This is a genomic window from Halomonas denitrificans (assembly GCF_003056305.1).
Classification (GTDB): domain Bacteria; phylum Pseudomonadota; class Gammaproteobacteria; order Pseudomonadales; family Halomonadaceae; genus Halomonas; species Halomonas denitrificans.
Genome location: NZ_PYVX01000003.1, coordinates 95,475 through 116,071 on the forward strand (window position 1 = coordinate 95,475; position 20,597 = coordinate 116,071).

The 20,597-nt window shown below is 69.4% G+C and carries 23 protein-coding genes; 18 read left to right on the plus strand and 5 right to left on the minus strand.

Annotated features, from left to right (window positions below):
- Positions 1-35: 35 nt before the first annotated feature.
- The gene (yihA, locus tag C9F13_RS09830; protein WP_108446095.1) at positions 36-662 is read right to left on the minus strand and encodes a ribosome biogenesis GTP-binding protein YihA/YsxC; all 627 of its coding nucleotides are present in this window, start codon (positions 660-662) and stop codon (positions 36-38) included.
- 238 nt (positions 663-900) lie between these two features.
- Between yihA and C9F13_RS09835 the strand changes: the two genes are divergently transcribed.
- From C9F13_RS09835 to C9F13_RS09860, 6 genes are all read left to right on the plus strand, one after another.
- Positions 901-1,521 (plus strand): c-type cytochrome, encoded by a 621-nt coding sequence (locus C9F13_RS09835; RefSeq protein WP_108446096.1) that lies wholly within the window; start codon positions 901-903, stop codon positions 1,519-1,521.
- Between the two features lie 166 nt (positions 1,522-1,687).
- Positions 1,688-2,320 carry a thiol:disulfide interchange protein DsbA/DsbL gene (locus tag C9F13_RS09840; RefSeq protein WP_108446097.1) on the plus strand — a complete coding sequence of 211 codons (633 nt, stop codon included), beginning with the start codon at positions 1,688-1,690 and terminating at the stop codon, positions 2,318-2,320.
- A gap of 1 nt (position 2,321) precedes the next feature.
- On the plus strand, positions 2,322-3,158 hold the full coding sequence (locus tag C9F13_RS09845) for an endonuclease/exonuclease/phosphatase family protein (RefSeq protein ID WP_108446098.1): 837 nt from the start codon (positions 2,322-2,324) through the stop codon (positions 3,156-3,158).
- A gap of 115 nt (positions 3,159-3,273) precedes the next feature.
- Positions 3,274-3,831, plus strand: a complete 558-nt coding sequence (locus C9F13_RS09850; RefSeq protein ID WP_108446099.1) for a TRAP transporter small permease subunit — start codon at positions 3,274-3,276, stop codon at positions 3,829-3,831.
- Positions 3,831-5,234 (plus strand): TRAP transporter large permease, encoded by a 1,404-nt coding sequence (locus tag C9F13_RS09855; RefSeq protein ID WP_108446100.1) that lies wholly within the window; start codon positions 3,831-3,833, stop codon positions 5,232-5,234. Before C9F13_RS09850 ends, C9F13_RS09855 begins: the two co-directional genes overlap by 1 nt.
- A 133-nt stretch (positions 5,235-5,367) precedes the next feature.
- The gene (locus C9F13_RS09860) at positions 5,368-6,456 is read left to right on the plus strand and encodes a TRAP transporter substrate-binding protein (protein WP_108446101.1); all 1,089 of its coding nucleotides are present in this window, start codon (positions 5,368-5,370) and stop codon (positions 6,454-6,456) included.
- A gap of 76 nt (positions 6,457-6,532) precedes the next feature.
- Here C9F13_RS09860 and C9F13_RS09865 read toward each other — a convergent pair whose 3' ends face one another.
- Entirely contained in the window at positions 6,533-6,964 is a 432-nt protein-coding gene (locus tag C9F13_RS09865; protein ID WP_108446102.1) for a YqaA family protein, read from the minus strand.
- 63 nt (positions 6,965-7,027) lie between these two features.
- Here C9F13_RS09865 and thiD point away from each other — a divergent pair, with 63 nt between their 5' ends.
- The 4 genes from thiD to dtd all read left to right on the plus strand — a co-directional run bounded on the left by thiD (position 7,028) and on the right by dtd (position 9,940).
- Entirely contained in the window at positions 7,028-7,840 is an 813-nt protein-coding gene (gene thiD / locus C9F13_RS09870) for a bifunctional hydroxymethylpyrimidine kinase/phosphomethylpyrimidine kinase (RefSeq protein WP_108446103.1), read from the plus strand.
- 83 nt (positions 7,841-7,923) lie between these two features.
- Positions 7,924-8,769 carry a universal stress protein gene (locus C9F13_RS09875; RefSeq protein ID WP_108446104.1) on the plus strand — a complete coding sequence of 282 codons (846 nt, stop codon included), beginning with the start codon at positions 7,924-7,926 and terminating at the stop codon, positions 8,767-8,769.
- Positions 8,770-8,851: 82 nt separating this feature from the next.
- A complete protein-coding gene (locus C9F13_RS09880; protein WP_108446105.1) occupies positions 8,852-9,433 on the plus strand; it encodes a chalcone isomerase family protein in 582 nt (193 codons plus the stop codon).
- Positions 9,434-9,502: 69 nt separating this feature from the next.
- Positions 9,503-9,940, plus strand: coding sequence for a D-aminoacyl-tRNA deacylase (dtd, locus tag C9F13_RS09885; protein WP_108446106.1), 438 nt, complete (start codon positions 9,503-9,505; stop codon positions 9,938-9,940).
- 221 nt (positions 9,941-10,161) lie between these two features.
- Here dtd and C9F13_RS09890 read toward each other — a convergent pair whose 3' ends face one another.
- Entirely contained in the window at positions 10,162-12,108 is a 1,947-nt protein-coding gene (locus tag C9F13_RS09890; protein ID WP_108446107.1) for an ATP-binding cassette domain-containing protein, read from the minus strand.
- A 53-nt stretch (positions 12,109-12,161) separates the two neighbouring features.
- Between C9F13_RS09890 and C9F13_RS09895 the strand changes: the two genes are divergently transcribed.
- The 7 genes from C9F13_RS09895 to C9F13_RS09925 all read left to right on the plus strand — a co-directional run bounded on the left by C9F13_RS09895 (position 12,162) and on the right by C9F13_RS09925 (position 18,262).
- Complete coding sequence (locus C9F13_RS09895; RefSeq protein WP_108446108.1) at positions 12,162-12,677, plus strand: TIGR02444 family protein; 516 nt, start codon at positions 12,162-12,164, stop codon at positions 12,675-12,677.
- 102 nt (positions 12,678-12,779) lie between these two features.
- A complete protein-coding gene (locus C9F13_RS09900; RefSeq protein ID WP_108446109.1) occupies positions 12,780-13,802 on the plus strand; it encodes a TRAP transporter substrate-binding protein in 1,023 nt (340 codons plus the stop codon).
- A gap of 199 nt (positions 13,803-14,001) precedes the next feature.
- Complete coding sequence (locus C9F13_RS09905; RefSeq protein ID WP_108446110.1) at positions 14,002-14,577, plus strand: TRAP transporter small permease; 576 nt, start codon at positions 14,002-14,004, stop codon at positions 14,575-14,577.
- Between the two features lie 30 nt (positions 14,578-14,607).
- Positions 14,608-15,891 (plus strand): TRAP transporter large permease, encoded by a 1,284-nt coding sequence (locus tag C9F13_RS09910; RefSeq protein WP_108446111.1) that lies wholly within the window; start codon positions 14,608-14,610, stop codon positions 15,889-15,891.
- A 33-nt stretch (positions 15,892-15,924) separates the two neighbouring features.
- Positions 15,925-16,368, plus strand: coding sequence for a universal stress protein (locus C9F13_RS09915; RefSeq protein WP_108446112.1), 444 nt, complete (start codon positions 15,925-15,927; stop codon positions 16,366-16,368).
- A 141-nt stretch (positions 16,369-16,509) separates the two neighbouring features.
- The gene (gene bamJ, locus C9F13_RS09920) at positions 16,510-17,196 is read left to right on the plus strand and encodes a BamJ family beta-barrel-assembly machinery protein (RefSeq protein ID WP_108446113.1); all 687 of its coding nucleotides are present in this window, start codon (positions 16,510-16,512) and stop codon (positions 17,194-17,196) included.
- Positions 17,189-18,262: an alpha/beta hydrolase family protein gene (locus C9F13_RS09925; RefSeq protein ID WP_245888752.1), complete on the plus strand. Its 1,074-nt coding sequence runs from the start codon at positions 17,189-17,191 to the stop codon at positions 18,260-18,262. The genes bamJ and C9F13_RS09925 overlap by 8 nt, the downstream gene beginning before the upstream one ends.
- Before the next feature lie 34 nt (positions 18,263-18,296).
- Here the strand turns inward: C9F13_RS09925 and C9F13_RS09930 are convergent, their stop codons facing one another.
- Positions 18,297-18,893 carry an SCO family protein gene (locus C9F13_RS09930; RefSeq protein WP_108446115.1) on the minus strand — a complete coding sequence of 199 codons (597 nt, stop codon included), beginning with the start codon at positions 18,891-18,893 and terminating at the stop codon, positions 18,297-18,299.
- A gap of 2 nt (positions 18,894-18,895) precedes the next feature.
- Positions 18,896-19,405: a hypothetical protein gene (locus C9F13_RS09935; RefSeq protein WP_108446429.1), complete on the minus strand. Its 510-nt coding sequence runs from the start codon at positions 19,403-19,405 to the stop codon at positions 18,896-18,898.
- A 108-nt stretch (positions 19,406-19,513) separates the two neighbouring features.
- On the opposite strand from C9F13_RS09935, the gene C9F13_RS09940 reads away from it, so the two are divergent.
- Positions 19,514-20,428 carry an AEC family transporter gene (locus tag C9F13_RS09940; RefSeq protein ID WP_108446116.1) on the plus strand — a complete coding sequence of 305 codons (915 nt, stop codon included), beginning with the start codon at positions 19,514-19,516 and terminating at the stop codon, positions 20,426-20,428.
- The last annotated feature ends 169 nt before the right edge of the window (positions 20,429-20,597 follow it).

Genomic DNA, 20,597 nt, shown 5'->3' on the forward strand with positions numbered 1-20,597 from the left:
CCGCCGCGGCCAGCGCGACGCATGGAAGGCGGACGTCAGTCGTCGGCGGGCACCGGCGCGTCGAGCAGCCACTGGTCGAGGCGCGCATGCACCTCCTCGATGCCCTGCTTCTTGAGGGCGGAGAAGAGCTGGATGCTGACCAGGTCCTCCCACTCGCGCAGCCGCGAGCGCACCTGCTGCAGGGCGCTCTTCGCCGCGCCACTCTTCAGCTTGTCGGCCTTGGTCAGCAGGATGTGCACCGGCATGTCGGCCTCGTCGGCCCAGCCGAGCAGGGTCTGGTCGAACTCCGAGAGCGGATGGCGCACGTCCATCACCAGCACCAGGCCGCGCAGCGAACCGCGCCGGCGCAGGTAGTCGGAGAGGTGGCGCTGCCACTCCAGCTTGACCTGCTCCGGCACCTTGGCATAGCCATAGCCCGGCAGGTCGACCAGTCGGTGGTCGCTGTCCTCGCCGAGCCCGAAGAAGTTGATCAGCTGGGTGCGCCCCGGCGTCTTGGAGGTCCGCGCCAGCGCCTTCTGCCGGGTCAGGGCATTGATGGCGCTGGACTTGCCGGCGTTGGAGCGGCCGGCGAAGGCCACCTCGGCGCCGGCGTCCGGCGGACACTTGGCCAGGGTCGGGGCGCTGGTGAGGAAACGGGAGGCCTGGTAGTTGAGTCGCGACATGCGGGAGAATCCTGACGTTGATCAAGGGCGCCACGGCTTGCATTCCCGCGGCTCGGGTGTTCCGTTATAATGCAGTGTCTTTGTCTGCGACCCGGGGCGCGTCAGTATACCACCGTGCTTCGGCCGCCAGCGACCGACCACCGCGTCGGCGACGACCGGCCACAGGGCACCCGGATCCAACCCGGGCGGCACCCGGGGTACGTACCGGCCAACAACGTAACGGGATAGTGGAACTGCGATGAGAAAGCTACTGGCAAGCCTGGCAATCACCATGGGCGCGGTCGGCGTGGCCCATGCGGACCTTCAAGCGGATGCCGATGCGGCGGCCGGTCGGGAGAAGGCGCAGGCCTGCGCCGCCTGTCACGGCCAGCAGGGCATCAGCCCCTCCGGCGCCTTCCCCAACCTGGCCGGCCAGCAGGCCTCCTACCTGGCCAAGCAGATCATGGACATCCGCGACGGCAACCGCATGGTCGCGCAGATGGCCGGCCAGGTGGACAACTACTCCGACCAGGACGCCTGGGACGTGGCCAAGTACTTCGCCGAGATGGACCCGGCCCTGGGTCAGGCCGAGGACGACGAGGCGCTGATCGAGCGCGGCCGCCAGCTCTACCGCGCCGGCGACATGGCCAAGGGCATCCCGGCCTGCTCGGCCTGCCACAGCCCGCAAGGCGAGGGCATCGGCTCCGCGGTCTACCCGGCGCTCTCCGGCCAGAAGCACGACTACGTGGTCTCCACCCTGCAGGACTTCGCCGCCGGCGAGCGGGCCAACGACCCGGCCGCCATCATGCGTGACATCGCCAGCAAGATGAGCGACGACGACATGGCCGCCGTGGCCAACTACGTGCGCGGCCTGCACTGAGCCCCGTCCCGGCCCGCCGGGCAGCGGCACTTCGAGGGCGGCCAGTGGCCGCCCTCGGCGTCTGTGGGGAACCCGGACGGTGCCGGGGCATCAAAGCCAGCGACGTGCCGCGCGCCGGCACCCGGATCCTGTTTCACTCAAGGTGTTGCACTCAAGGAGAGTTCCCATGCTGAAGACCCTGATGGTCGCCCTGGCCGGCCTCGGCCTGTCATCCCTGGTATCCGCCGCCCCCCTCGTCGAGGGCGAGCACTACACCGTGCTCGAGAACCCGGTGGAGACGCGGGTCGAGGACGGCCAGGTCGCGGTGACCGAGGCCTTCTGGTACGGCTGCCCGCACTGCTACAACCTCGAGGAGCCGCTCAACGCCTGGGTCGCCGAGCAGCCCGAGGACGTGGTCTTCCGGCGCATGCCGGCCACCATGGGCGGCGACTGGAACACCCACGCCTTCGCCTTCTATGCCGCCGAGCAGCTGGGAATCCTCGACGCGCTCCACGACGACTTCTTCCACGCCATCCACGAAGAGGGCCAGCGCCTGACCTCGGAGGACGCCATCGCCGCCTTCTTCAGCGACTACGGCGTCAGCGAGGAGGAGGCCCGGGAGGCGCTCGCCTCCTTCGGCGTGAAGAGCCAGGTCAACCAGGCCCACGCCCGCATGCGCCAGATGCAGCTGATGGGCGTTCCGGCGCTGATCGTCGACGGTCGCTACCTGGTCTCGCCGAGCACCGCCGGCAGCCTCGGCAACATGCCGCAGATCGCCGGTGCCCTGGTCGAGAAGGTCCGCGAGGAGCGCGCCGACTGAGATGACCCAGCTGGCCGAGGCAAGGACACCGCTGCTCGACGGCGGCCACCTGAAGCTGCTCACCTTCAACCTGCAGGTGGGCATCCAGACCTCGGCCTACCACCACTACCTGACACGCAGCTGGCAGCACCTGCTGCCCCACCCGAAACGGCTGCAGCGTCTCAACATGATCGGCGAGGTGCTCAGCCGCTTCGACATCGTCGGCCTCCAGGAGGCCGATGGCGGGAGCTTCCGCTCGAGCCACATCAACCAGGTGGAGTACCTCGCCACCCATGCCGGCTTTCCCCACCATTTCCAGCAGCTCAACCGCAACCTGGGCCGCATCGCCCAGCACAGCAACGGGCTGCTCTCGCGACTGACGCCGTCGCGCATCGAGGAGCACCGCCTGCCCGGCACCCTGCCCGGCCGCGGGGCCATCCACGTCCGCTACGGCGAGGGGGCCGACGCCCTGCACCTGTTCGTCGCCCACCTGGCGCTCAGCCACCGCGGCCGGGTGCGCCAGCTCGACTACCTCAGCGAGATCATCCGCCCGCTGCGCCACGTGGTGGTGATGGGCGACCTCAACTGCACCCCGGACCAGCTGCACGGCCACGAGCGCTTCCGCGCCTCGCTGCCGCTGCACCCGGTGCGCCCGCCGCTCAGCTACCCTTCCTGGCAGCCGCGCCGCGCCCTGGACCACATCCTGCTCTCCGACTCCCTCCACGCGGACGAGGTGCGGGTGCTCGAGCACCTCTTCTCGGATCATCTGCCGATCGCTGTGGACGTGCGGCTGCCCGACGCCTGCCTGGCCAGCTGCCTGGCCGTCGGCCGGCCGAACGGCGAGCGCCGGCGCCACTGACGCCGAGCGGGTCGGTAACGTATAGTCAGCGTTGGAGACCGCGGCGGTCAGCACGTCTCGGGTGTGCGACCATCCGCCCCCTTTCCACGCCCCGTTCGACACAGCGAGACCCCTCATGGCCCAATCCCGCGAGTTGCCGGGCTTCATCGCCTGGCTCGACCGCGCCTCGGAGCGGCTCGGCACCAGCCTCTCCTGGCTGATCCTTCTGATGATGCTCATCCAGTTCCTGATCGTGGTGCTGCGCTACGCCTTCAGCGTCAACAGCATCCCCATGCAGGAGTCGGTGATGTACCTGCACGCCACGGTGTTCCTGCTGGCCGCGGGCTACACCCTCAAGCACGACGGCCACGTGCGGGTGGACATCTTCTACCGGGCGATGACGCCGAAGCGCAAGGCGCTGGTCGACCTCGCCGGCACCCTCTTCCTGCTGCTGCCGGTGACGGGCTTCGTGATCCTCTCGAGCCTGGGCTACGTCGGCAAGTCCTGGGCGATCCTCGAGGGCTCGCCCGACTCCGGCGGCATTCCCGGGGTCTTCCTGCTCAAGACGCTGATCCCGCTGTTCGCCGGCCTGATGATCCTCCAGGCCCTGGTCGAGGCGGTGAAGAATGTCTACGTGCTGACCGGGCGCCTGGCCGCCACCCATGACGACGAGCCCCACGAGGAGCACCTGTAATGCTGGAGTTCATGCCGCTGATCCTCTTCGTCGTCATCTGCCTGGTGCTGATGGCCGGCTACCCGGTCGCGCTGTCGCTGGCCGGCACCGCCCTGGCCTTCGCCGGGCTGGGCCTCGGGCTCGAGACCCTGGGCATCGACGCCCACTTCGATGCCGGCTACCTGAGCGCCTTCCCCAACCGCCTCTACGGCATCATGACCAACCAGACGCTGCTGGCGGTGCCACTGTTCGTGCTGATGGGCGTGCTGCTGGAGAAGTCCAAGGTCGCCGAGACCCTGCTCGAGGCCATGGCGCTGCTGTTCGGCTCGCTGCGCGGGGGCTTGGGCATCTCGGTGACCCTGGTCGGCATGCTGCTGGCCGCCTCCACCGGCATCGTCGGCGCCACCGTGGTGACCATGGGCCTGATGTCCCTGCCGACCATGCTCAAGCGCGGCTACAGCATGCCGCTGGCCACCGGTACCATCTGCGCCACCGGCACCCTGGGCCAGATCATCCCGCCCTCCATCGCCCTGGTGCTGCTGGGCGACGTGCTCTCCTCCGCCTACCAGCAGGCCCAGCTCTCGATGGGCATCTTCAGCCCCAAGACGGTCTCGGTGGGCGACCTGTTCATGGGCGCGCTGGTGCCTGGCCTGGTGCTGGTGGTGTTCTACATCGTCTACGTCGCCTTGGTCGCCTGGTGGAAGCCCAGCGCCGCGCCGGCCGTCGACCGACGCGACCTGATGGAGGAGCTCGGCCACGAGGGCGGCCTCGGCCTGCTGCTGCTCAAGGGGCTGGTGCCGCCCATCGTGCTGATCGTGGTGGTGCTCGGCTCGATCCTCGGCGGCTTCGCCACCCCCACCGAGGCCTCGGCGGTGGGCGCCTTCGGCGCGCTGATGCTGGCCCTGGCCTATCGCCGCCTGGACCTCGCCACCCTCAAGGAGGTGCTGCGCTCCACCACCCACGTCACCACCATGGTGTTCTTGATCCTGATCGGTGCGGCGCTCTTCTCGCTGGTGTTTCGCGCCTACGGCGGCGAGGAGCTGGTCACCGACCTGTTCGACAACATGCCCGGCGGCGTGGTCGGCGCGACGCTGATCGTGATGCTGGTGATCTTCCTGCTCGGCTTCATCCTCGACTTCATCGAGATCACCTTCGTGGTGGTGCCGATCGTCGGGCCGATCCTGCTGGCCATGGGCCTCGACCCCATCTGGCTCGGCATCATGATCGCCATCAACCTGCAGACCTCCTTCCTGACGCCGCCCTTCGGCTTCGCGCTCTTCTATCTGCGCGGGGTGGCGCCGGAGTCGGTGCCCACCACGGCGATCTACAAGGGCGTGATGCCGTTCATCGCGCTGCAGCTGGCCATGCTGCTGGCCCTGGCCTTCTTCCCGGGCCTCGCCACCTGGCTGCCGAACCAGTTCTAGGCAGAGCGTGGAATCGGCCGCCCCGGCGGCCGGGTATAGTGACGCGAACGTCACCGGGAGGGCGGCTGCCCTCCCGGCCGACCGGTCCGACGCGGACCACTCCCCCACAACGCACACAATGAGAGGGAATCACATGCAACCCAAAGCACTCGCCATCGCCGTCGGCGCCGCCGGCCTGATGCTGGCCGCGGGCACCGCCCAGGCCCAGGAGACCTTCGAGTGGAAGATGGTCACCTCCTGGCCGAAGAACTTCCCCGGCGTGGGCCAGGGGCCGGAGCGCCTCGCCGAGCTGGTCGAGGAGATGTCCGACGGTCGCCTGACCATCGAGGTATTCGGGGCCGGTCAGCTGGTGCCGGGCTTCGAGGTCTTCGACGCCGTTTCCGGCGGCACCGCCGAGCTGGGCCACTCCGCCTCCTACTACTGGAAGGGCAAGGCGCCGGCCGCGCAGTTCTTCGCCGCCGTGCCCTTCGGCATGAACGCCCAGGAGATGAACGCCTGGCTGCACCATGGCGACGGCCTGGCGCTGTGGAACGAGCTGTATGACGACTTCGGCGTCGACGTGATGGCCGCCGGCGCCTCGGGCGTGCAGATGGGCGGCTGGTTCAACCGCGAGATCAACTCCGTCGACGACCTGGACGGCCTGAAGATGCGCATGCCGGGCCTCGGCGGCGAGGTGATGCAGCGCATGGGCGTGGCCATCGTCAACATGCCGGGCGGCGAGATCTTCACCTCCCTGCAGTCCGGCGCCATCGACGCCACCGAGTGGATCGGCCCCTACAACGACCTCGCCTTCGGCCTGCACCAGGCCGCCGAGTACTACTACTATCCCGGCTGGCACGAGCCGACGGTGATGTTCGAGGCGATCGTCAACGAGGAGGCCATGGCGTCGCTGCCCGCCGACCTGCAGGCGATCCTGCGCACTGCCGTGCGCGACGTGAACGCCGACGTGCTCGATGAGTACACCGCGCGCAACAACGATGCCCTCGAGACCCTGGTCAACGAGCACGAGGTGGAGCTGCGCCGCCTGCCGGCCGACGTGCTGGCCCAGGCCAAGGAGCACTCCGCCGACGTGGTCGCCGAACTCGCCGAGTCGAGCGAGATGGCCCAGAAGATCTACGACTCCTACCAGGCCTTCCAGGACAAGGTCGTGAACTATCACGCCATCTCCGAGCAGGCCTACTACAACGCCCGCAACCCCGAGGGCGACACCACCAGCGAGTAGGCACGCCGCTGCCACGCCCTCGAGGGGCCGCCTGCGGGCGGCCCCTCGTCGTTGGCGGGCGCATCACCGGCCGCGCTTACGCGCAGAGCGGCGCCAGCCAGGCCTCGGCGAGCCACAGCACCAGGGCGTAGCGGGCGCCCTTGGCCACCGTGATCAGCAGGATCGCCCGCCACCAAGGCAGGCGCAGGATCCCGGCCAGCACGGTGAGCGGGTCGCCGATGATCGGCGCCCAGGAGGCCAAGAGGCTCCACTCGCCGAAGCGCAGGTACCAGCGCTCGGCGCGCTCGAGCCCGCCCCGCGAGACCGGAAACCAGCGGCGCTCCTGGAAGTGGCGGGCATAGCGCCCCAGGCCCACGTTGACGAGGCTGCCCAGGGTGTTGCCGACGCTCGCCACGCCCCACAGCCACCACCCCGGCTCGCCCTGGCACCAGAGCCGCGCCAGCCACACCTCGGAGCCGCCAGGCAGCAGGGTGGCGCTGGCCAGCGCCACCAGGAACAGCATCAGCATGGCACCGCGCCCCCTCCCTGCAGTAGGCTATCAGTCCCCTTACAAAGCAATGACAAGACGCTGATGGCCACCCCCCGTTCGATCCCCAATACCCTGACCATCGCCGGCTCCGACCCTTCCGGCGGCGCCGGCATTCAGGCCGACCTCAAGACCTTCTCGGCCCTGGGCAGCTATGGTACCAGCGTGATCACCGCGCTGACCGCGCAGAACACCCGCGGCGTCACCGGTGTGCATCCGGTGCCGGCCGACTTCATCGCCACCCAGCTCGACACCCTGCTCGACGACATCGCCATCGACGCGGTGAAGGTCGGCATGGTGGCCAGCCGCCCGGTGGCCGAGGTGATCCGTGAGGGCCTTTCCGCCCAGCGGCCGCGCTGGGTGGTGCTCGACCCGGTGATGGTGGCCAAGAGCGGCGACACCCTGGTCGACAACGCCGGCATCGCTGCGGTGCGCGACGTGCTGGTGCCGATGGCCGACCTGATTACCCCGAACCTGCCGGAGGCGGCGGTGCTGCTCGATTGCCCGATGCCCACGGACCGCGCTGGCATGCAGGCGATGGCCCCGGCCCTGCGCGAGCTGAGCGCCGGGGCGGTGCTGCTCAAGGGCGGCCACCTGCGCGGCGAGGCCTGCCCGGACCTGCTGATCACGGCCGACCGCCTCGAGTGGCTGGAGGGCCCGCGCATCGCCACCGGCAACCTGCACGGCACCGGCTGCACGCTCTCCTCGGCGATCACCGCGCGGCTGGCCCTGGGCGACGCCCTGCCCGAGGCGGTGGCCGCCGCCAAGGCCTGGCTGTCTGAGGCGCTCGAGCATAGCCATCGCCTCGCGGTGGGACAGGGACACGGCCCGGTGCACCACTTCCACGCCTGGTGGTAGGCGGGCGGCCTTGCGCCCTCCCCCCGGGCCACCCATGCTGAGAGCGGTGCCCTCGAGATCTTCCTGCCCGGGAGGGAGTCATCATGAGCCAGACCCTGCTGTTCGCCAGCGACCTCTCCGCCGAGAACCGCGCCGCCTTCGCCCGCGCCGTGCGCCTCGCGGTGGAGAGCGGCGCCCGCCTCGACATCATCCATGTGCTCGACCCCTACCTGCCGCGCCGTGTCCTCCACGACCTGGAGGAGGCCGTGGTGGCGGACCTCCGCGCCACCCTCACCGACCTGCGTGAGGACTATGCGCTGCCCGAGCCCCAGAGCCTGATCCAGACCATGGCCGGCGCCCCCTATGCCGAGATCATCCGCGAGGCCCACGAGCGCCAGGCCGACATGATCATCCTCGGCGCCCATCGCAAGCGCGGGCAGCCCGACCTGGTGGCCGGCACCACCCTCGCCCGGGTGCTGCGCAGCGCCCCCTGCCCGGTGCTCTCGGTCAGCCACCTGGCGACCCAGGCGTGGCACGACATCCTGGTGCCGGTGGACTTCTCGCTGACCTCGCGGCACACCCTGCGCGAGACCCTCAAGCGCTTCCCCGAGGCGCGGCTGACCCTGCTGCACGCCTGGGACATCCCCGGCGAGCGCGAGCTCGGCTCGAACGGCGACTTCGCCCGCTGGCGCGACCGCGAGGTGGAGCGGCTGCGCACCCAGCTCGAGCGCGAGACCGAGCAGCTGATGGGCGAGCTCGACGACGTGCCGGAGCTCGAACTGGTGCTCGAGCAGGGCGACCCCCTGGAGGTGCTGATGACGCGCCTGCGCCGCCAGCCGCCGGACCTGCTCGCCCTGGGCAGCCGCGGGCAGCTGGGCCGCCAGAGCCAGATCACCGAGCGCCTGCTCTCCGAGCCCCACTGCGACATCATGCTCTGTCGCTCCTGGTAGCGGGCCGGCACAAGCTGTACAGAACCTTTACGAGACTTCGCTGTCCGTACGAGGACATGCTCCGTCCTGCGAGGTTCTTCCCATGTCGCTGTCGCCTACCCGCGCCCTCCTGCTGCTCGCGGCCCTCACCGCCGCGCTGCCCGCCGCCGCCACCGCCTCGTCCGCGCCGGGCGCCGTCGTGATCGAGGGCGCCCGTTTCCCCGCCGCCCTGGAAGTCGGCGAGCGCCGCTACGAGCGCATCGGCCACGGCCTCTTCCGCTACATGATCTGGGACGCCTATGCCGGCGCCTACTACCAGGCCGCCGGCTACCCCCGGCCGGCCCCGCAATCCGACGTGCCGCGCCGCCTGGAGCTCGAGTACTTCCACGCCATCGAGGCCGGCGACTTCGCCGAGGTGACCCGCGAGAGGGTCAAGAAGGCCCTGCCGGGCGACGAGTTCGCCCGCCTCGCGCCGAGCCTCTCTGCCTTCAACGGCCGCTACCGCGACGTGCGCCCCGGCGACCGCTATGCCCTGGGCTGGGACGGCGACGCCCTGACCCTCGCCTTGAACGGCGAGACCCTCTACTCGGGAGGCGACCCGGCGCTCGCCAACGCGCTGTTCGGCATCTGGCTGGGCGACGACCCGCTGGGCGACGACTTCCGGGACGACCTGCTGGGCCGCTGAGGGCGGCCCTCGCGGCGGCGCTCGTGCTAGGCTTGGTCGCCCGAGACATCAGCAAGGAGAGCCCGCCCGATGAAGGCCCTGATCCAGCGCGTGCGACGCGCCAGCGTGGAAGTGGAGGAGCGTGAAGTGGGCGCCATCGGCCCGGGGCTGCTGGCCCTGGTGGGCGTCGAGAAGGGCGACGACGAGGCCGCGGCGGACCGACTGCTGCACAAGCTGCTGCACTATCGGGTCTTCGCCGACGCCGAGGGCAAGATGAACCTGAACCTGCAGCAGGCCGAGGGCGGACTGCTGCTGGTCTCCCAGTTCACCCTGGCCGCCGACACCCGCAAGGGGCTCAGGCCCAGCTTCTCCAGCGCCGCCCCGCCCGCCGAGGGTGAGCGCCTCTTCCACTACCTGCTCGAGCGGGCCCGAGCGGCCTGGCCGACGGTGGAAAGCGGCGAGTTCGCCGCCGACATGCAGGTCTCGCTGATCAACGACGGGCCGGTCACCTTCCTGCTGGAGGGCTGATTCTTACGCGCAACCCCCGCGTTCAGGCGCCCAAGGCCATCGCAGATAGCTTTACAGATCGGTAGCTCCGAGCTGACCTGGCGACAAGCCTGCGAGCGGGGCCGGCCTTCCGGAGGCGCTGTGAACCCCTCCTTGGGCGCTACCGACGCCATCCCTGGCGCAGGACCTCCTCTTCGACTTGTCCTCAGCGCCCCGGTGCCTGGTCACTGCGATAGCTTTGTTCAGGCGCCGTTGAGCTCCGCCTCGGCGGCCTCCAGCGCCTCCTCGGCGTCGAGCCAGGCCTGCTCCAGGGCCTCGAGCCGCGACTTGAGCTCGCCCTGGCGCCCCAGGCGCTCGGTGAGCTCCTCCTTGCGCGCCGGGTCGGTATAGAGCTCGGCCTCGCCGAGCCCCTCCTCGACCCCGGCGAGCTCGGCCTGGACCTTCTCCATGGCCTGCTCCGCCCGGTCGCGGTCGCGCTTGAGCGGACGCAGCTTCTCGCGCAGCTCCGCCGCCGCCCGGCGCGTCGCCTTGCGATCCTCCCGGGGCGCGCTCCCCGCCTCCTGGCGCTCGGCCTTGTCGGCCCGGGCCTCGCGGCGCTCGTCCTCCAGACGGTTCTTGAGCCAGGTCCGGTAGTCCTCCAGGTCGCCGTCGAAGGGCGTGACGCCGTGGTCGGCCACCCGCCAGAACTCGTCCACGGTGGCGCGCAGCAGGTGGCGGTCGTGGGAGACGATGATCACCGTGCCCTCGAAGCTCGCCAGCGCCTCGGTGAGCGCCTCGCGCATCTCCAGGTCGAGGTGGTTGGTGGGCTCGTCGAGCAGCAGCAGGTTGGGCTTCTGCCAGGCAACCAGGGCGAGCGCCAGGCGCGCCTTCTCGCCGCCGGAGAAGCGTCCCACCTCGGCGAAGACGTCGTCGCCGTGGAAGCCGAAGCCGCCCAGGAACTTGCGGATGTCCAGGTCCGCCGCGGTGGGCGAGAGGCGCTGCACGTGCTGGAACGGCGTGGAGGCGAGGTCCAGCCCCTCCAGCTGGTGCTGGGCGAAGTAGCCGATCGCCAGGTGCTCGCCGGGCACCCGCCGCCCGGCCAGCAGCGGCAGGTCGCCGGTGAGCGACTTGATCAGGGTCGACTTGCCGGCCCCGTTGGGGCCCAGCAGGCCGATGCGCTGCCCCGGCAGCAGGGTCACCCTGACGTCGTCGAGCTGCGTCGTCTCCTGGCCGTCGGGGTGACGGTAGCCGAGCCGGGCCTCGTCGAGCACCAGTAGCGGGTGGGAGCTCTTGTCGGCCGAGGGGATGGTGAAGTGGAAGGGCGAGTCGGCGTGGGCCACGGCGATGTCGCCCATCCGCTCGAGCATCTTCAGGCGGCTCTGGGCGGCGCGCGCCTTGGTCGCCTTGGCGCGAAAGCGCGCCACGAAGCGCTCGATCTCCTCGCGGCGGGCCTGCTGCTTGGCGGCCTCGGCCTGTTGCAGGGCCAGCTTCTCGGCGCGGGTGCGCTCGAAGGTGGTGTAGTTGCCGCGATACAGAACCAGCGACTGGCGATCGAAGTGCACGATGTGGTCGCACACGGCGTCGAGGAAGTCGCGGTCGTGGGAGATCAGCAGCAGGGTGCCGGGATAGCGGGCGAGCCACTGCTCGAGCCACAGCAGGGCGTCCAGGTCCAGGTGGTTGGTGGGCTCGTCGAGCAGCAGCAGGTCGGAGGGCTTGAACAGGGTGCGGGCCAGGTTGACGCGCATGCGCCAGCCGCCGGAGAAGGCCGACAGCGGCCGCGCCAGGTCGGCCTGGACGAAGCCCAGCCCCACCAGCAGCTGGGCGGCGCGGGCCGGGGCGCTGTAGCCGTCCAGCGCCTCGATGGCGCCGTGCAGCTCGGCCTCGCGGTGGGCCTCGCCCTGCTGGCGGGCCTGCTCGAGGGCCGCCTCGGTGCGCCGCAGCTCGCGGTCGCCGTCGAGCACGTAGTCGACGATGGAGCGCTCCAGGGCCTCCACCTCCTGATCCATGTGGGCGATACGTTGCCCGCCGCTCATCTCGACCTCGCCCTTGTCCGGGGCCAGCTCGCCGAGCAGCAGCTTGAACAGGCTGGACTTGCCCGCGCCGTTGGGCCCGACGATCCCCGCCTTGTGGCCGGCATGCAGGGTCAGGTCGGCCCCCTCCAGCAGGGTCTGGGTGCCGCGTTGCAGGGAAACTTGGCGCAGTGCGATCATGCAGGCTCCACTCGGCAGTCGGTGAGGCCGCCGCCCAGGGGCGACAGCGTGTCATGACCCACGATTCTACCCAATTGCCCGACGCTCTGCGGGCCCGTCTGCGCCAGGCCCCGCTCTGGGAGTTTGCGCTGGCCCTCTACGGGCGCGACGGGGTCGAGGCGGCCTGCCTGACGCTGCAGGACGAGGCCGGCGTCGATGTCTGCGAGCTGCTCTGGCACTGCTGGCTCTATCGCCACGGCCTGGCCTGCGAGCTCCCGCCCGACGCCGTGCGCCGCTGGCAGCATGAGGTCACGGCGCCGCTGCGCCGCCTGCGCCGGGCCCTCAAGGCCGAGGCCCGGACGGACAAGGGCGTGGCCGCGCTGCGCCGCACCCTCCAGCAGGCCGAGCTGCAGGCCGAGCGCGAGGCCCTCACGCGCCTGCAGCGCCTGGCCCTGAGCGGGGCCGGCATCCGCCCGCTGCCCACGCCGCCTCCCGACCCGCTGGCGCACCTCGCCGCGCGCTTTCATCTCCATGAAACGTCACATCTTATTAAACTTAAGATGCTAATAAGCCAGCTTGACCCCTCATAGCGGCCACGCTAGCCTGAAATTCAGTTGCGTGAATGCCATGTTCACCAGACACCCGCCGATGGATCACTCCATCACGGGCAAACCTGTAGAGGGATCACAAGAATGAAGTCACAGAAACTGTTGACGAGCGCCGGCATCGGCGCCCTGATGATTGGCATGTCCTCCGCCGCGATGGCCGACAACTGGCGCTATGCTCACGAAGAGTACGAAGGCGATGTGCAGGACGTCTTCGCGGTCGCCTTCAAGGATTACATCGAGGCCAACTCCGATCACACGCTGCAGATCTACCGCTTCGGTGAGCTCGGTGAGTCCGATGACATCATGGAGCAGACCCAGAACGGCATCCTGCAGTTCGTCAACCAGTCTCCCGGCTTCACCGGCGCGCTGATCCCCGAGGCACAGATCTTCTTCATCCCCTATCTGATGCCCACCGACATGGACCAGGTGCTCGAGTTCTTCGACGAGAGCAAGGCCATCAACGAGATGTTCCCGAAGCTCTACGCCGAGCAGGGCCTCGAGCTGCTGCAGATGTACCCGGAAGGCGAGATGGTGGTCACCGCCGACGAGCCGATCACCTCGCCGGAGGACTTCGAGAACAAGAAGATCCGTACCATGACCAATCCGCTGCTGGCCGAGACCTACAGCGCCTTCGGCGCCACGCCGACGCCGCTGCCCTGGGGCGAGGTCTACGGCGGCCTGCAGACCGGCATCATCGACGGCCAGGAAAACCCGATCTTCTGGATCGAGTCCGGCGGCCTCTACGAGGTGTCGCCGCACCTGACCTTCACCAGCCACGGCTGGTTCACCACCGCGATGATGGCCAACCAGGACTTCTTCGAGGACCTCTCCGACGAGGACAAGGAGCTGGTGCGCGCCGCCTCCGAAGCGGCCTACGACCACACCATCGAGCACATCCAGGGCCTGGCCGAAGAGTCGCTGGAGAAGATCCAGGCGGCTTCCGACGAGGTCACCGTGACGCGTCTCGACGATGAGCAGATCCAGGCCTTCAAGGAGCGTGCGCCCCAGGTCGAGGAAGAGTTCATCGACATGACCGGCGAGCGCGGCAAGGAGCTGCTCGAGCAGTTCAAGGCCGATCTCGAGGCCGTGAGCAACGACGCGGAGTAACCCGCAACCGACGTCGCCCTAACAGGGGGGTGGCCTGCCCGGGCCACCCCCCTGCTGTTTCAGAGCCGTGGATTCCCGGGCATGAGCGAGCGTGCACCCAGCGTTGATCTCCCGGGTCTCGGCGCCTGATCGCGACGCGTATGCTGGCCCTGAGGGAATCCCATTTTTCCCGCATCGCATGCTGAAAGGGAGCGCGGACATGACCGAAGAGTCCGAAAAGCATTACCGCTCGGGATTGCCGGGCTTTCTGGGCACCATCGACACCTTCATCAGCAAGCTCGAGGCGGTCATCCTTGCGCTCGGCGTGCTGCTGATGGCCTTCAACACGATCGCCAACGTCATCGCGCGCTTCGTGTTCGGCGACAGCATCTACTTCTCCGGCGAGATCAACCGCATCCTGATCATCATGATCACCTTCGCCGGCATCGGCTACGCCGCCCGGCACGGCCGCCATATCCGCATGTCAGCCATCTACGATGCGCTGCCAGTCGGCGGGCGCAAGGCGCTGATGATCTTCATCGCCCTGGTCACCTCGCTGGTGATGTTCTTCCTGCTCTATTACTCGGTCATCTACATCCTGGACCTCTACGACAAGGGCAGGATCCTGCCGGCACTGGGCTTCCCGATCTGGATCATCTACGTCTGGGCACCGCTCGGCTTCCTGATCACCGGCATCCAGTACCTGCTCACCGCGATCAAGAACCTGACGTCGCGGGACGTCTACCTGTCGACCGGCGTGCTCGACGGCTACAAGGATACGGAAACGGAAGTCTGACGGAGGGCAGTACGCCCGGGGGAACGCACGATGACGACAATAATGGTTACCACCATGATCGCCCTGCTGCTGCTGGGCTTTCCCATGATGATCCCGCTGATCACCGCGGCGGTCATTGGTTTCTTCATGATGTTCAACGGCCTGGATCAGATGGATACGCTGATCCAGCAAATGATGGCGGGCATCCGACCGGCCTCGCTGATCGCGGTGCCGATGTTCATCCTCGCCGCGGACATCATGACGCGGGGGCAGTCGGCCGACCGCCTGATCAACATGGTGATGTCCTTCATCGGCCACGTGAAGGGCGGGCTGGCGGTCAGCACCGCCGCCTCCTGCACCCTGTTCGGCGCGGTATCGGGCTCCACCCAGGCCACCGTGGTGGCCGTCGGCTCGCCGCTGCGCCCCAAGATGCTCAAGGCGGGCTACTCGGACTCCTTCACCCTGGCGCTGATCATCAACTCCAGCGACATCGCCTTTCTGATCCCGCCGAGCATCGGCATGATCATCTACGGCGTTATCTCGGGCACCTCCATCGGCGAGCTGTTCATCGCCGGCATCGGCCCGGGGTTGCTGATCCTGCTGATGTTCTCCATCTACTGCGTGATCTACGCCACCCTGCGCAATGTCCCCACCGAGCCGAAGTCCGGCTGGGGCGAACGCTTCACCGCGGTGCGCCAGGCGCTGTGGCCGCTTGGCTTCCCGGTGATCATCGTCGGCGGCATCTACGGCGGCATCTTCAGTCCCACCGAGGCGGCGGCGGCCTGCGTACTCTACGCCATCTTCCTGGAGTTCCTGATCTTTCGCTCCCTGAAGATCCCGGACATCTACCGGATCGCCAAGTCCACCGGCCTGATCACCGCGGTGGTCTTCATCCTGGTGGCGGTGGGCAACGGCTTCTCCTGGATCATCTCCTTCGCCCAGATCCCCCAGGAGCTGCTGCAGGCCGCCGGCATCAACGAGGCCGGTCCCACCGGCGTGCTGATCGCCATCTGCATCGCCTTCTTCGTGGCGTGCATGTTCGTCGATCCCATCGTGGTGATCCTGGTGCTGACGCCGATCTTCGCCCCGGCCGTCGAGGCCACGGGCCTGGATCCTGTGCTGGTCGGCATCCTGATCACCCTGCAGGTGGCCATCGGCTCGGCGACCCCGCCCTTCGGCTGCGACATCTTCACCGCGATCGCCATCTTCAAGCGGCCCTACCTCGACGTGATCAAGGGCACGCCGCCCTTTATCATGATCCTGGTGCTGGCGGCGGCGCTGCTGATCATGTTTCCGCAGATCGCCCTCTTCCTTCGCGACCTGGCCTTCCGGTAAGGCGCGCGTCCTGGCCTGAGGAGTACGACGATCATGTTCAATCGCATACTGGTCCCGGTAGACGGCTCCAAGAGGGCCCTGAGAGCCCTGGAGAAAGCTGCGGGCCTTCAGCTGCTCACTGGCGCCGAGCTCTACATCCTGTGTGTCTTCAAGCACCACAGCCTGCTCGAGGCCTCGCTCTCCATGGTGCGGCCCGAGAAGCTGGACCTCCCCGACGACGTGCTCAAGGAGTACGCCACCGAGATCGCCGTGCATGCCAAGGCCCAGGCCGTGGAGCTCGGGGTACCGGCCGAGAAGGTACGCTCCTTCGTGAAGGGGGGCCGGCCGTCGCGCACCATCGTGCGCTTCGCCCGCAAGCGCGAGTGCGACCTGATCGTGATCGGCTCCCAGGGCACCAACGCCGAAGCGGGCCTGCTGCTGGGCAGCGTCGCCCAGCGAGTGGCGGGCTCCGCCCACTGCCCCACCCTGATCATCTGATTCCGGCCACGCGGCGCCAGCGGACCGGTTGGCCGGCATCTTCACGGATGCGGAACCGGTTCGGCGCTGTTAGAGTCCCAAGGATTCCTTGCGTAACCCATTCATTCACGGCGCCACGGCGCCGGACCACAAGGTTGCTTCATGAAGACACTGCTGACCACCGCCTCCCTGGCGGCCCTGCTGACTGCCGCCCCGCTGGCCCTGGCCGCTCCGGAAACCGAGGACGAGAAGCTGAGCTACAGCCTCGGCGTGACCCTGGGCCAGAGCATCCAGCAGGACGTCGAGGACCTCGACATCGACGCCTTCACCCAGGCCATTCGCGACGTCTTCGGCGGCGAGGAGCTGGAGATGAGCGACCAGCAGATGGCCGAGGCCCTGACCGCCTTCCAGCAGCAGGCCATGGCCGCGCGCGAAGCCGAGGCCGAGCAAAAGGCCGCCGCCAACCGCGCCGAGGGCGAGGCCTACCTGGCCGAGAACGCCGAGCAGGAGGGCGTGACGGTCACCGATTCCGGCCTGCAGTACCGCGAACTGGAGAGCGGCGACGGCGCCACGCCCGAGGCCGGCGACACCGTCCAGGTCCACTACGAGGGCACGCTGATCGACGGCACCGTCTTCGACAGCTCCTACCAGCGCGGCGAGCCGGTCAGCTTCCAGGTCGGCCAGGTCATCGAGGGCTGGCAGGAGGCCCTGCAGCTGATGAGCGTGGGCGACACCTGGGAAGTGGTGATTCCCTCCGAGCTCGCCTACGGCGCCCAGGGCCAGGGCCCCATCGGCCCCCACGAGACCCTGATCTTCAAGGTCGAGCTTCTAGACGTCACCGGTGAGTGATCCGGCCGCGATGCGCCTCGGCCTGCCGGCCACCGGGCTCTGCCTGAGCCTGGGGCTCGGCCTGGCGGCCCCGGCCATCGCCGAGGAGACGCCGGACGCCCTGCCCCGCCTCGCCCTCGCCGCGGACGCCACCAGCGTGATCGGCGTCTCCTCGGGGGGCTACATGGCCACCCAGCTGGCGGTGGCCTGGCCGGCGCGCTTCCAGGGGCTTGGCGTCCTCGCCGCCGGCCCCTGGGCCTGCGCCCGGGGTTCCCTGAGCCTGGCCCTGGGCCAGTGCATGGGGACCCACAAGGGGCCGCCCGACCTGAACGTCCTGGCGGAGCGCTACCGCGACTATCGCGAGCGCGACCTGGTCGGCGAGGCCGAGGCGCTCGCCGACCTGCGGGTCTTCATCTGGCAGGGCGGCGAGGATGAGACCGTGGCCCCGGCGCTGGGCCAGGCCCTCGCCGAGCAGTTCCGCGGCTGGCTGGCCGCGCCCGACGAGCAGCTGAATCTGGTGGAGAGCGAGCAGGCCGGCCACGGCTGGCCGGTGGCGGCGGACACCCAGGCGCCCGTGGAGGCGCTGGCGGACTGCCGCCAGGGAGGGGCCACGCACCTGCTGGCCTGCGACCGGGACATCGCCGGCGAGGCGCTCGCCTGGCTGCACGGCGAGCTCGCCCCGCCCGAAGCCCCGGATCGAGCCGGCCGGCTGATCGCCTTCGACCAGGCGGACTTCGAGGCCCGGGGGCTTGCCGACCGCGGCTACCTCTACGTGCCGGAGCAGTGCGAGGCGGGGGGCTGCGACCTCACCGTGGCGCTGCATGGCTGCGCCATGGGGGCAGAGCAGATCGGCGAGACCTTCGTGCGCCACGGCGGCCTGAACGAGTGGGCCGCGGCCAACGAACGGGTGGTGCTCTACCCCCAGGCGGAGACCAGCCTGCCCAACCCCCAGGGATGCTGGGACTGGTGGGGCTTCGCCGAGAGCGCCTGGCAGCTCGATCCGCTGCACGACACGCGGGAGGGCACCCAGACCAGCGCGCTGATGGCCATGATCGAGCGCCTGCAGGCGGCACCCGAGACGCCCTGAACCGGCGCGCCCGGGTCGTCCCAGTGTGGAGTCGTCAGCCCTCCGCCAGGGCCTGCTCCAGGGCCGCCTGGAGCGGGCCCGAGGTGGGCGAGTGCAGCACGCGACGCCGGATCTCGCCGTCGCGGTCGACCAGGAACAGCGAGGCACTGTGGTCGATGGTGTAGGCCATGGCGGAATCCGGGGTCTCCACCCGGCGCCAGACCACCCCGTAGCGCTCGGCGAGCGGCGCAAGCTCCTCCGGGGGGGCGGTGGCGCCGATGAAGGCCTCGCCGAAGAACGCCAGGTACTCCTCCAGCCGCGCCAGGGTGTCGCGCTCGGGATCCAGCGAGATCATCAGCGGCACTACCCGACGACGCTGCGCGGGTTCCAGCCGTGCCATCGCCTGGCGGACCACCGCGAGCCCCATGGGGCAGACGTCGGGGCACCAGGTGTAGCCGAAGAAGACCACCGCCAGCTGATCCTCCTCGAGCTGGCGCAGCGAGAAGTCGCCCTCGGTCGACGCCAGCTCGATCGGCCCCCCCTCGGGCTCGCCCTCGCCCGGCGACGGTTGTTGCTGATAGAGGGCCACGCCCACCGCCACCAGCATCGCCAGCGCCGTGAAGAGTCCCCAGCGGATGCCACGTCGCGTCATCGTCATCGCCTCTGCACCTCGAAGTCGAACCAGCTTCCCAGACGCCCAAGGGGGGTGTCCACGATCACCTTCGCCCGCCAGGGCATGACCGCCTCGGTGCAGATCGAGACCTGCCCCACGCCACGAAAGACTCCCTCGCCCTCGGCCGCGAGGGGAAAGCGATGCAGCCCCATGTCCATCTCGCGGCCGACGAAGTCGACCCGCACCGCCTCGGCCGGCGTGCCGGAGACCCGCACCTCCAGCGGCAGGCGCTCGAGGGGCCGGATCGGCCCCTCGGTGACCACCGCCAGGCTCAGTTCGGCGCCGCCGCCCAGCCGCGCGGTGCAGGGCGCCGCCGAGGGGTCGCAGGCGGCCGTGGCCGGGGACATCCAGCGCACCTCGGCCTCGTCGCGCAGGCTGTAGCTGGTCAGGTACCAGAGGGCCACGGCGAGGGTCAGCAGGGTGACGGTGATCAGCAGCGGCAGCAGCGGCAGGCGCGCCGCGCCGCTCGAGTACGGGATACGCGGGGGCATGGCGAAGCGCGGGGCCTCCATCGATGGCAGGATGCGGGTAAGCTTACCAGCATTTGCCGACGGCGAAGTGCGCGAGGATGTCGCAGGGAACGACCACGAGGAGGTGTCATGGAAGGCGTAGGCAGTGCACTGGGGCCGCTGTTCCTGCTGATCCTGCTGGGGGCCGGGCTCGGCCGCTGGCGCCAGCCGGGGGGCGAGTTCTGGCCGCAGCTGGAGCGGCTGATCTACTTCCTGCTGTTTCCCGCCATGCTGGTCTCGACCCTCGCCGAGGCGGACGTCGGTCAGGTGCCCGTGACACGGCTCGCCCTGGCGCTGCTCGGCGCCCTGGGGCTGTTCGGCCTGCTGTTGTGGGGACTGCGCCGGCGGCTCGGCCTCGCCCCCGCCGCCTTCACCTCGACCCTGCAGGGCGCGGTGCGCTTCAACACCTACGTCGGCGTGGCCGGCGCCGCGGCCCTGCACGGCACGGCCGGCACCACGGTGGCGGCGGTCGCCGTGGCGCTGCTGGTGCCGATGGTCAACGTGCTCTGCGTGGTCAGCTTCATCGCCGCCGGCACCCTCGGCACGGCGAGCCTGGGGCGCAGCCTGGGCGCCCTGGCGCGCAACCCGCTGATCCTCGCCTGCCTGACCGGCATCGGCTTGAACCTCACAGGCGTCGGCCTGCCCGGCTGGAGCACGGCCACCGTGGAGCTGCTCGGCCGCGCCGCCCTGCCGCTGGGCCTGGTGGCCGTGGGCGTGGCACTGCGCCCCGCCGCGCTGCTGCGCCGAGATCGCGGCGTCTGGGTCGCCAACCTGATCAAGCTCGTGCTGATGCCCGCGGCGGTGCTGGCCCTGGCCCTGCTGCTCGGCCTGGACCCGGTAAGCCGGGACGTGGCGCTGCTCTTCGCCGCCCTGCCCACCGCCACCTCGGCCTACATCCTGGCGCGCCAGCTGGGCGGCGACGCCGAGCTGATGGCGGCCCTGATCACCGGCCAGACGCTGCTGGCCATGCTGACCCTGCCGCTGTGGCTGAAACTGGTCGGCTGAGGCGGGACGATCTAGGCAGGCCTATACGCCGTTCGCCGGCCTTTAACGAAAACACTTCTTGTTTGCATTGACGACGCAAACGAGAATGATTACTCTGAGTGCGTGGCGTTGATGAGGCGCCACGACCGGACAGGTCCCCTGCCAGTGGCCTGTCAGGATTTCTCCCTCT

Excerpts from the sequence above, each read along its gene's own strand:
- bamJ (WP_108446113.1), top strand. The coding sequence starts at position 16,510 with ATGAAGACACTGCTGACCACCGCCTCCCTGGCGGCCCTGCTGACTGCC.
- dtd (WP_108446106.1), top strand. The coding sequence starts at position 9,503 with ATGAAGGCCCTGATCCAGCGCGTGCGACGCGCCAGCGTGGAAGTGGAG.
- C9F13_RS09850 (WP_108446099.1), top strand. The coding sequence starts at position 3,274 with ATGGCCCAATCCCGCGAGTTGCCGGGCTTCATCGCCTGGCTCGACCGC.
- C9F13_RS09865 (WP_108446102.1), bottom strand. The coding sequence starts at position 6,964 with ATGCTGATGCTGTTCCTGGTGGCGCTGGCCAGCGCCACCCTGCTGCCT.
- C9F13_RS09910 (WP_108446111.1), top strand. The coding sequence starts at position 14,608 with ATGACGACAATAATGGTTACCACCATGATCGCCCTGCTGCTGCTGGGC.
- C9F13_RS09895 (WP_108446108.1), top strand. The coding sequence starts at position 12,162 with ATGACCCACGATTCTACCCAATTGCCCGACGCTCTGCGGGCCCGTCTG.
- C9F13_RS09935 (WP_108446429.1), bottom strand. The coding sequence starts at position 19,405 with ATGCCCCCGCGTATCCCGTACTCGAGCGGCGCGGCGCGCCTGCCGCTG.
- C9F13_RS09890 (WP_108446107.1), bottom strand. The coding sequence starts at position 12,108 with ATGATCGCACTGCGCCAAGTTTCCCTGCAACGCGGCACCCAGACCCTG.
- C9F13_RS09845 (WP_108446098.1), top strand. The coding sequence starts at position 2,322 with ATGACCCAGCTGGCCGAGGCAAGGACACCGCTGCTCGACGGCGGCCAC.
- C9F13_RS09930 (WP_108446115.1), bottom strand. The coding sequence starts at position 18,893 with ATGACGCGACGTGGCATCCGCTGGGGACTCTTCACGGCGCTGGCGATG.
- C9F13_RS09905 (WP_108446110.1), top strand. The coding sequence starts at position 14,002 with ATGACCGAAGAGTCCGAAAAGCATTACCGCTCGGGATTGCCGGGCTTT.
- C9F13_RS09860 (WP_108446101.1), top strand. The coding sequence starts at position 5,368 with ATGCAACCCAAAGCACTCGCCATCGCCGTCGGCGCCGCCGGCCTGATG.
- C9F13_RS09880 (WP_108446105.1), top strand. The coding sequence starts at position 8,852 with ATGTCGCTGTCGCCTACCCGCGCCCTCCTGCTGCTCGCGGCCCTCACC.
- C9F13_RS09900 (WP_108446109.1), top strand. The coding sequence starts at position 12,780 with ATGAAGTCACAGAAACTGTTGACGAGCGCCGGCATCGGCGCCCTGATG.
- C9F13_RS09875 (WP_108446104.1), top strand. The coding sequence starts at position 7,924 with ATGAGCCAGACCCTGCTGTTCGCCAGCGACCTCTCCGCCGAGAACCGC.
- C9F13_RS09835 (WP_108446096.1), top strand. The coding sequence starts at position 901 with ATGAGAAAGCTACTGGCAAGCCTGGCAATCACCATGGGCGCGGTCGGC.
- C9F13_RS09915 (WP_108446112.1), top strand. The coding sequence starts at position 15,925 with ATGTTCAATCGCATACTGGTCCCGGTAGACGGCTCCAAGAGGGCCCTG.
- C9F13_RS09940 (WP_108446116.1), top strand. The coding sequence starts at position 19,514 with ATGGAAGGCGTAGGCAGTGCACTGGGGCCGCTGTTCCTGCTGATCCTG.
- yihA (WP_108446095.1), bottom strand. The coding sequence starts at position 662 with ATGTCGCGACTCAACTACCAGGCCTCCCGTTTCCTCACCAGCGCCCCG.
- C9F13_RS09855 (WP_108446100.1), top strand. The coding sequence starts at position 3,831 with ATGCTGGAGTTCATGCCGCTGATCCTCTTCGTCGTCATCTGCCTGGTG.
- C9F13_RS09840 (WP_108446097.1), top strand. The coding sequence starts at position 1,688 with ATGCTGAAGACCCTGATGGTCGCCCTGGCCGGCCTCGGCCTGTCATCC.
- thiD (WP_108446103.1), top strand. The coding sequence starts at position 7,028 with ATGGCCACCCCCCGTTCGATCCCCAATACCCTGACCATCGCCGGCTCC.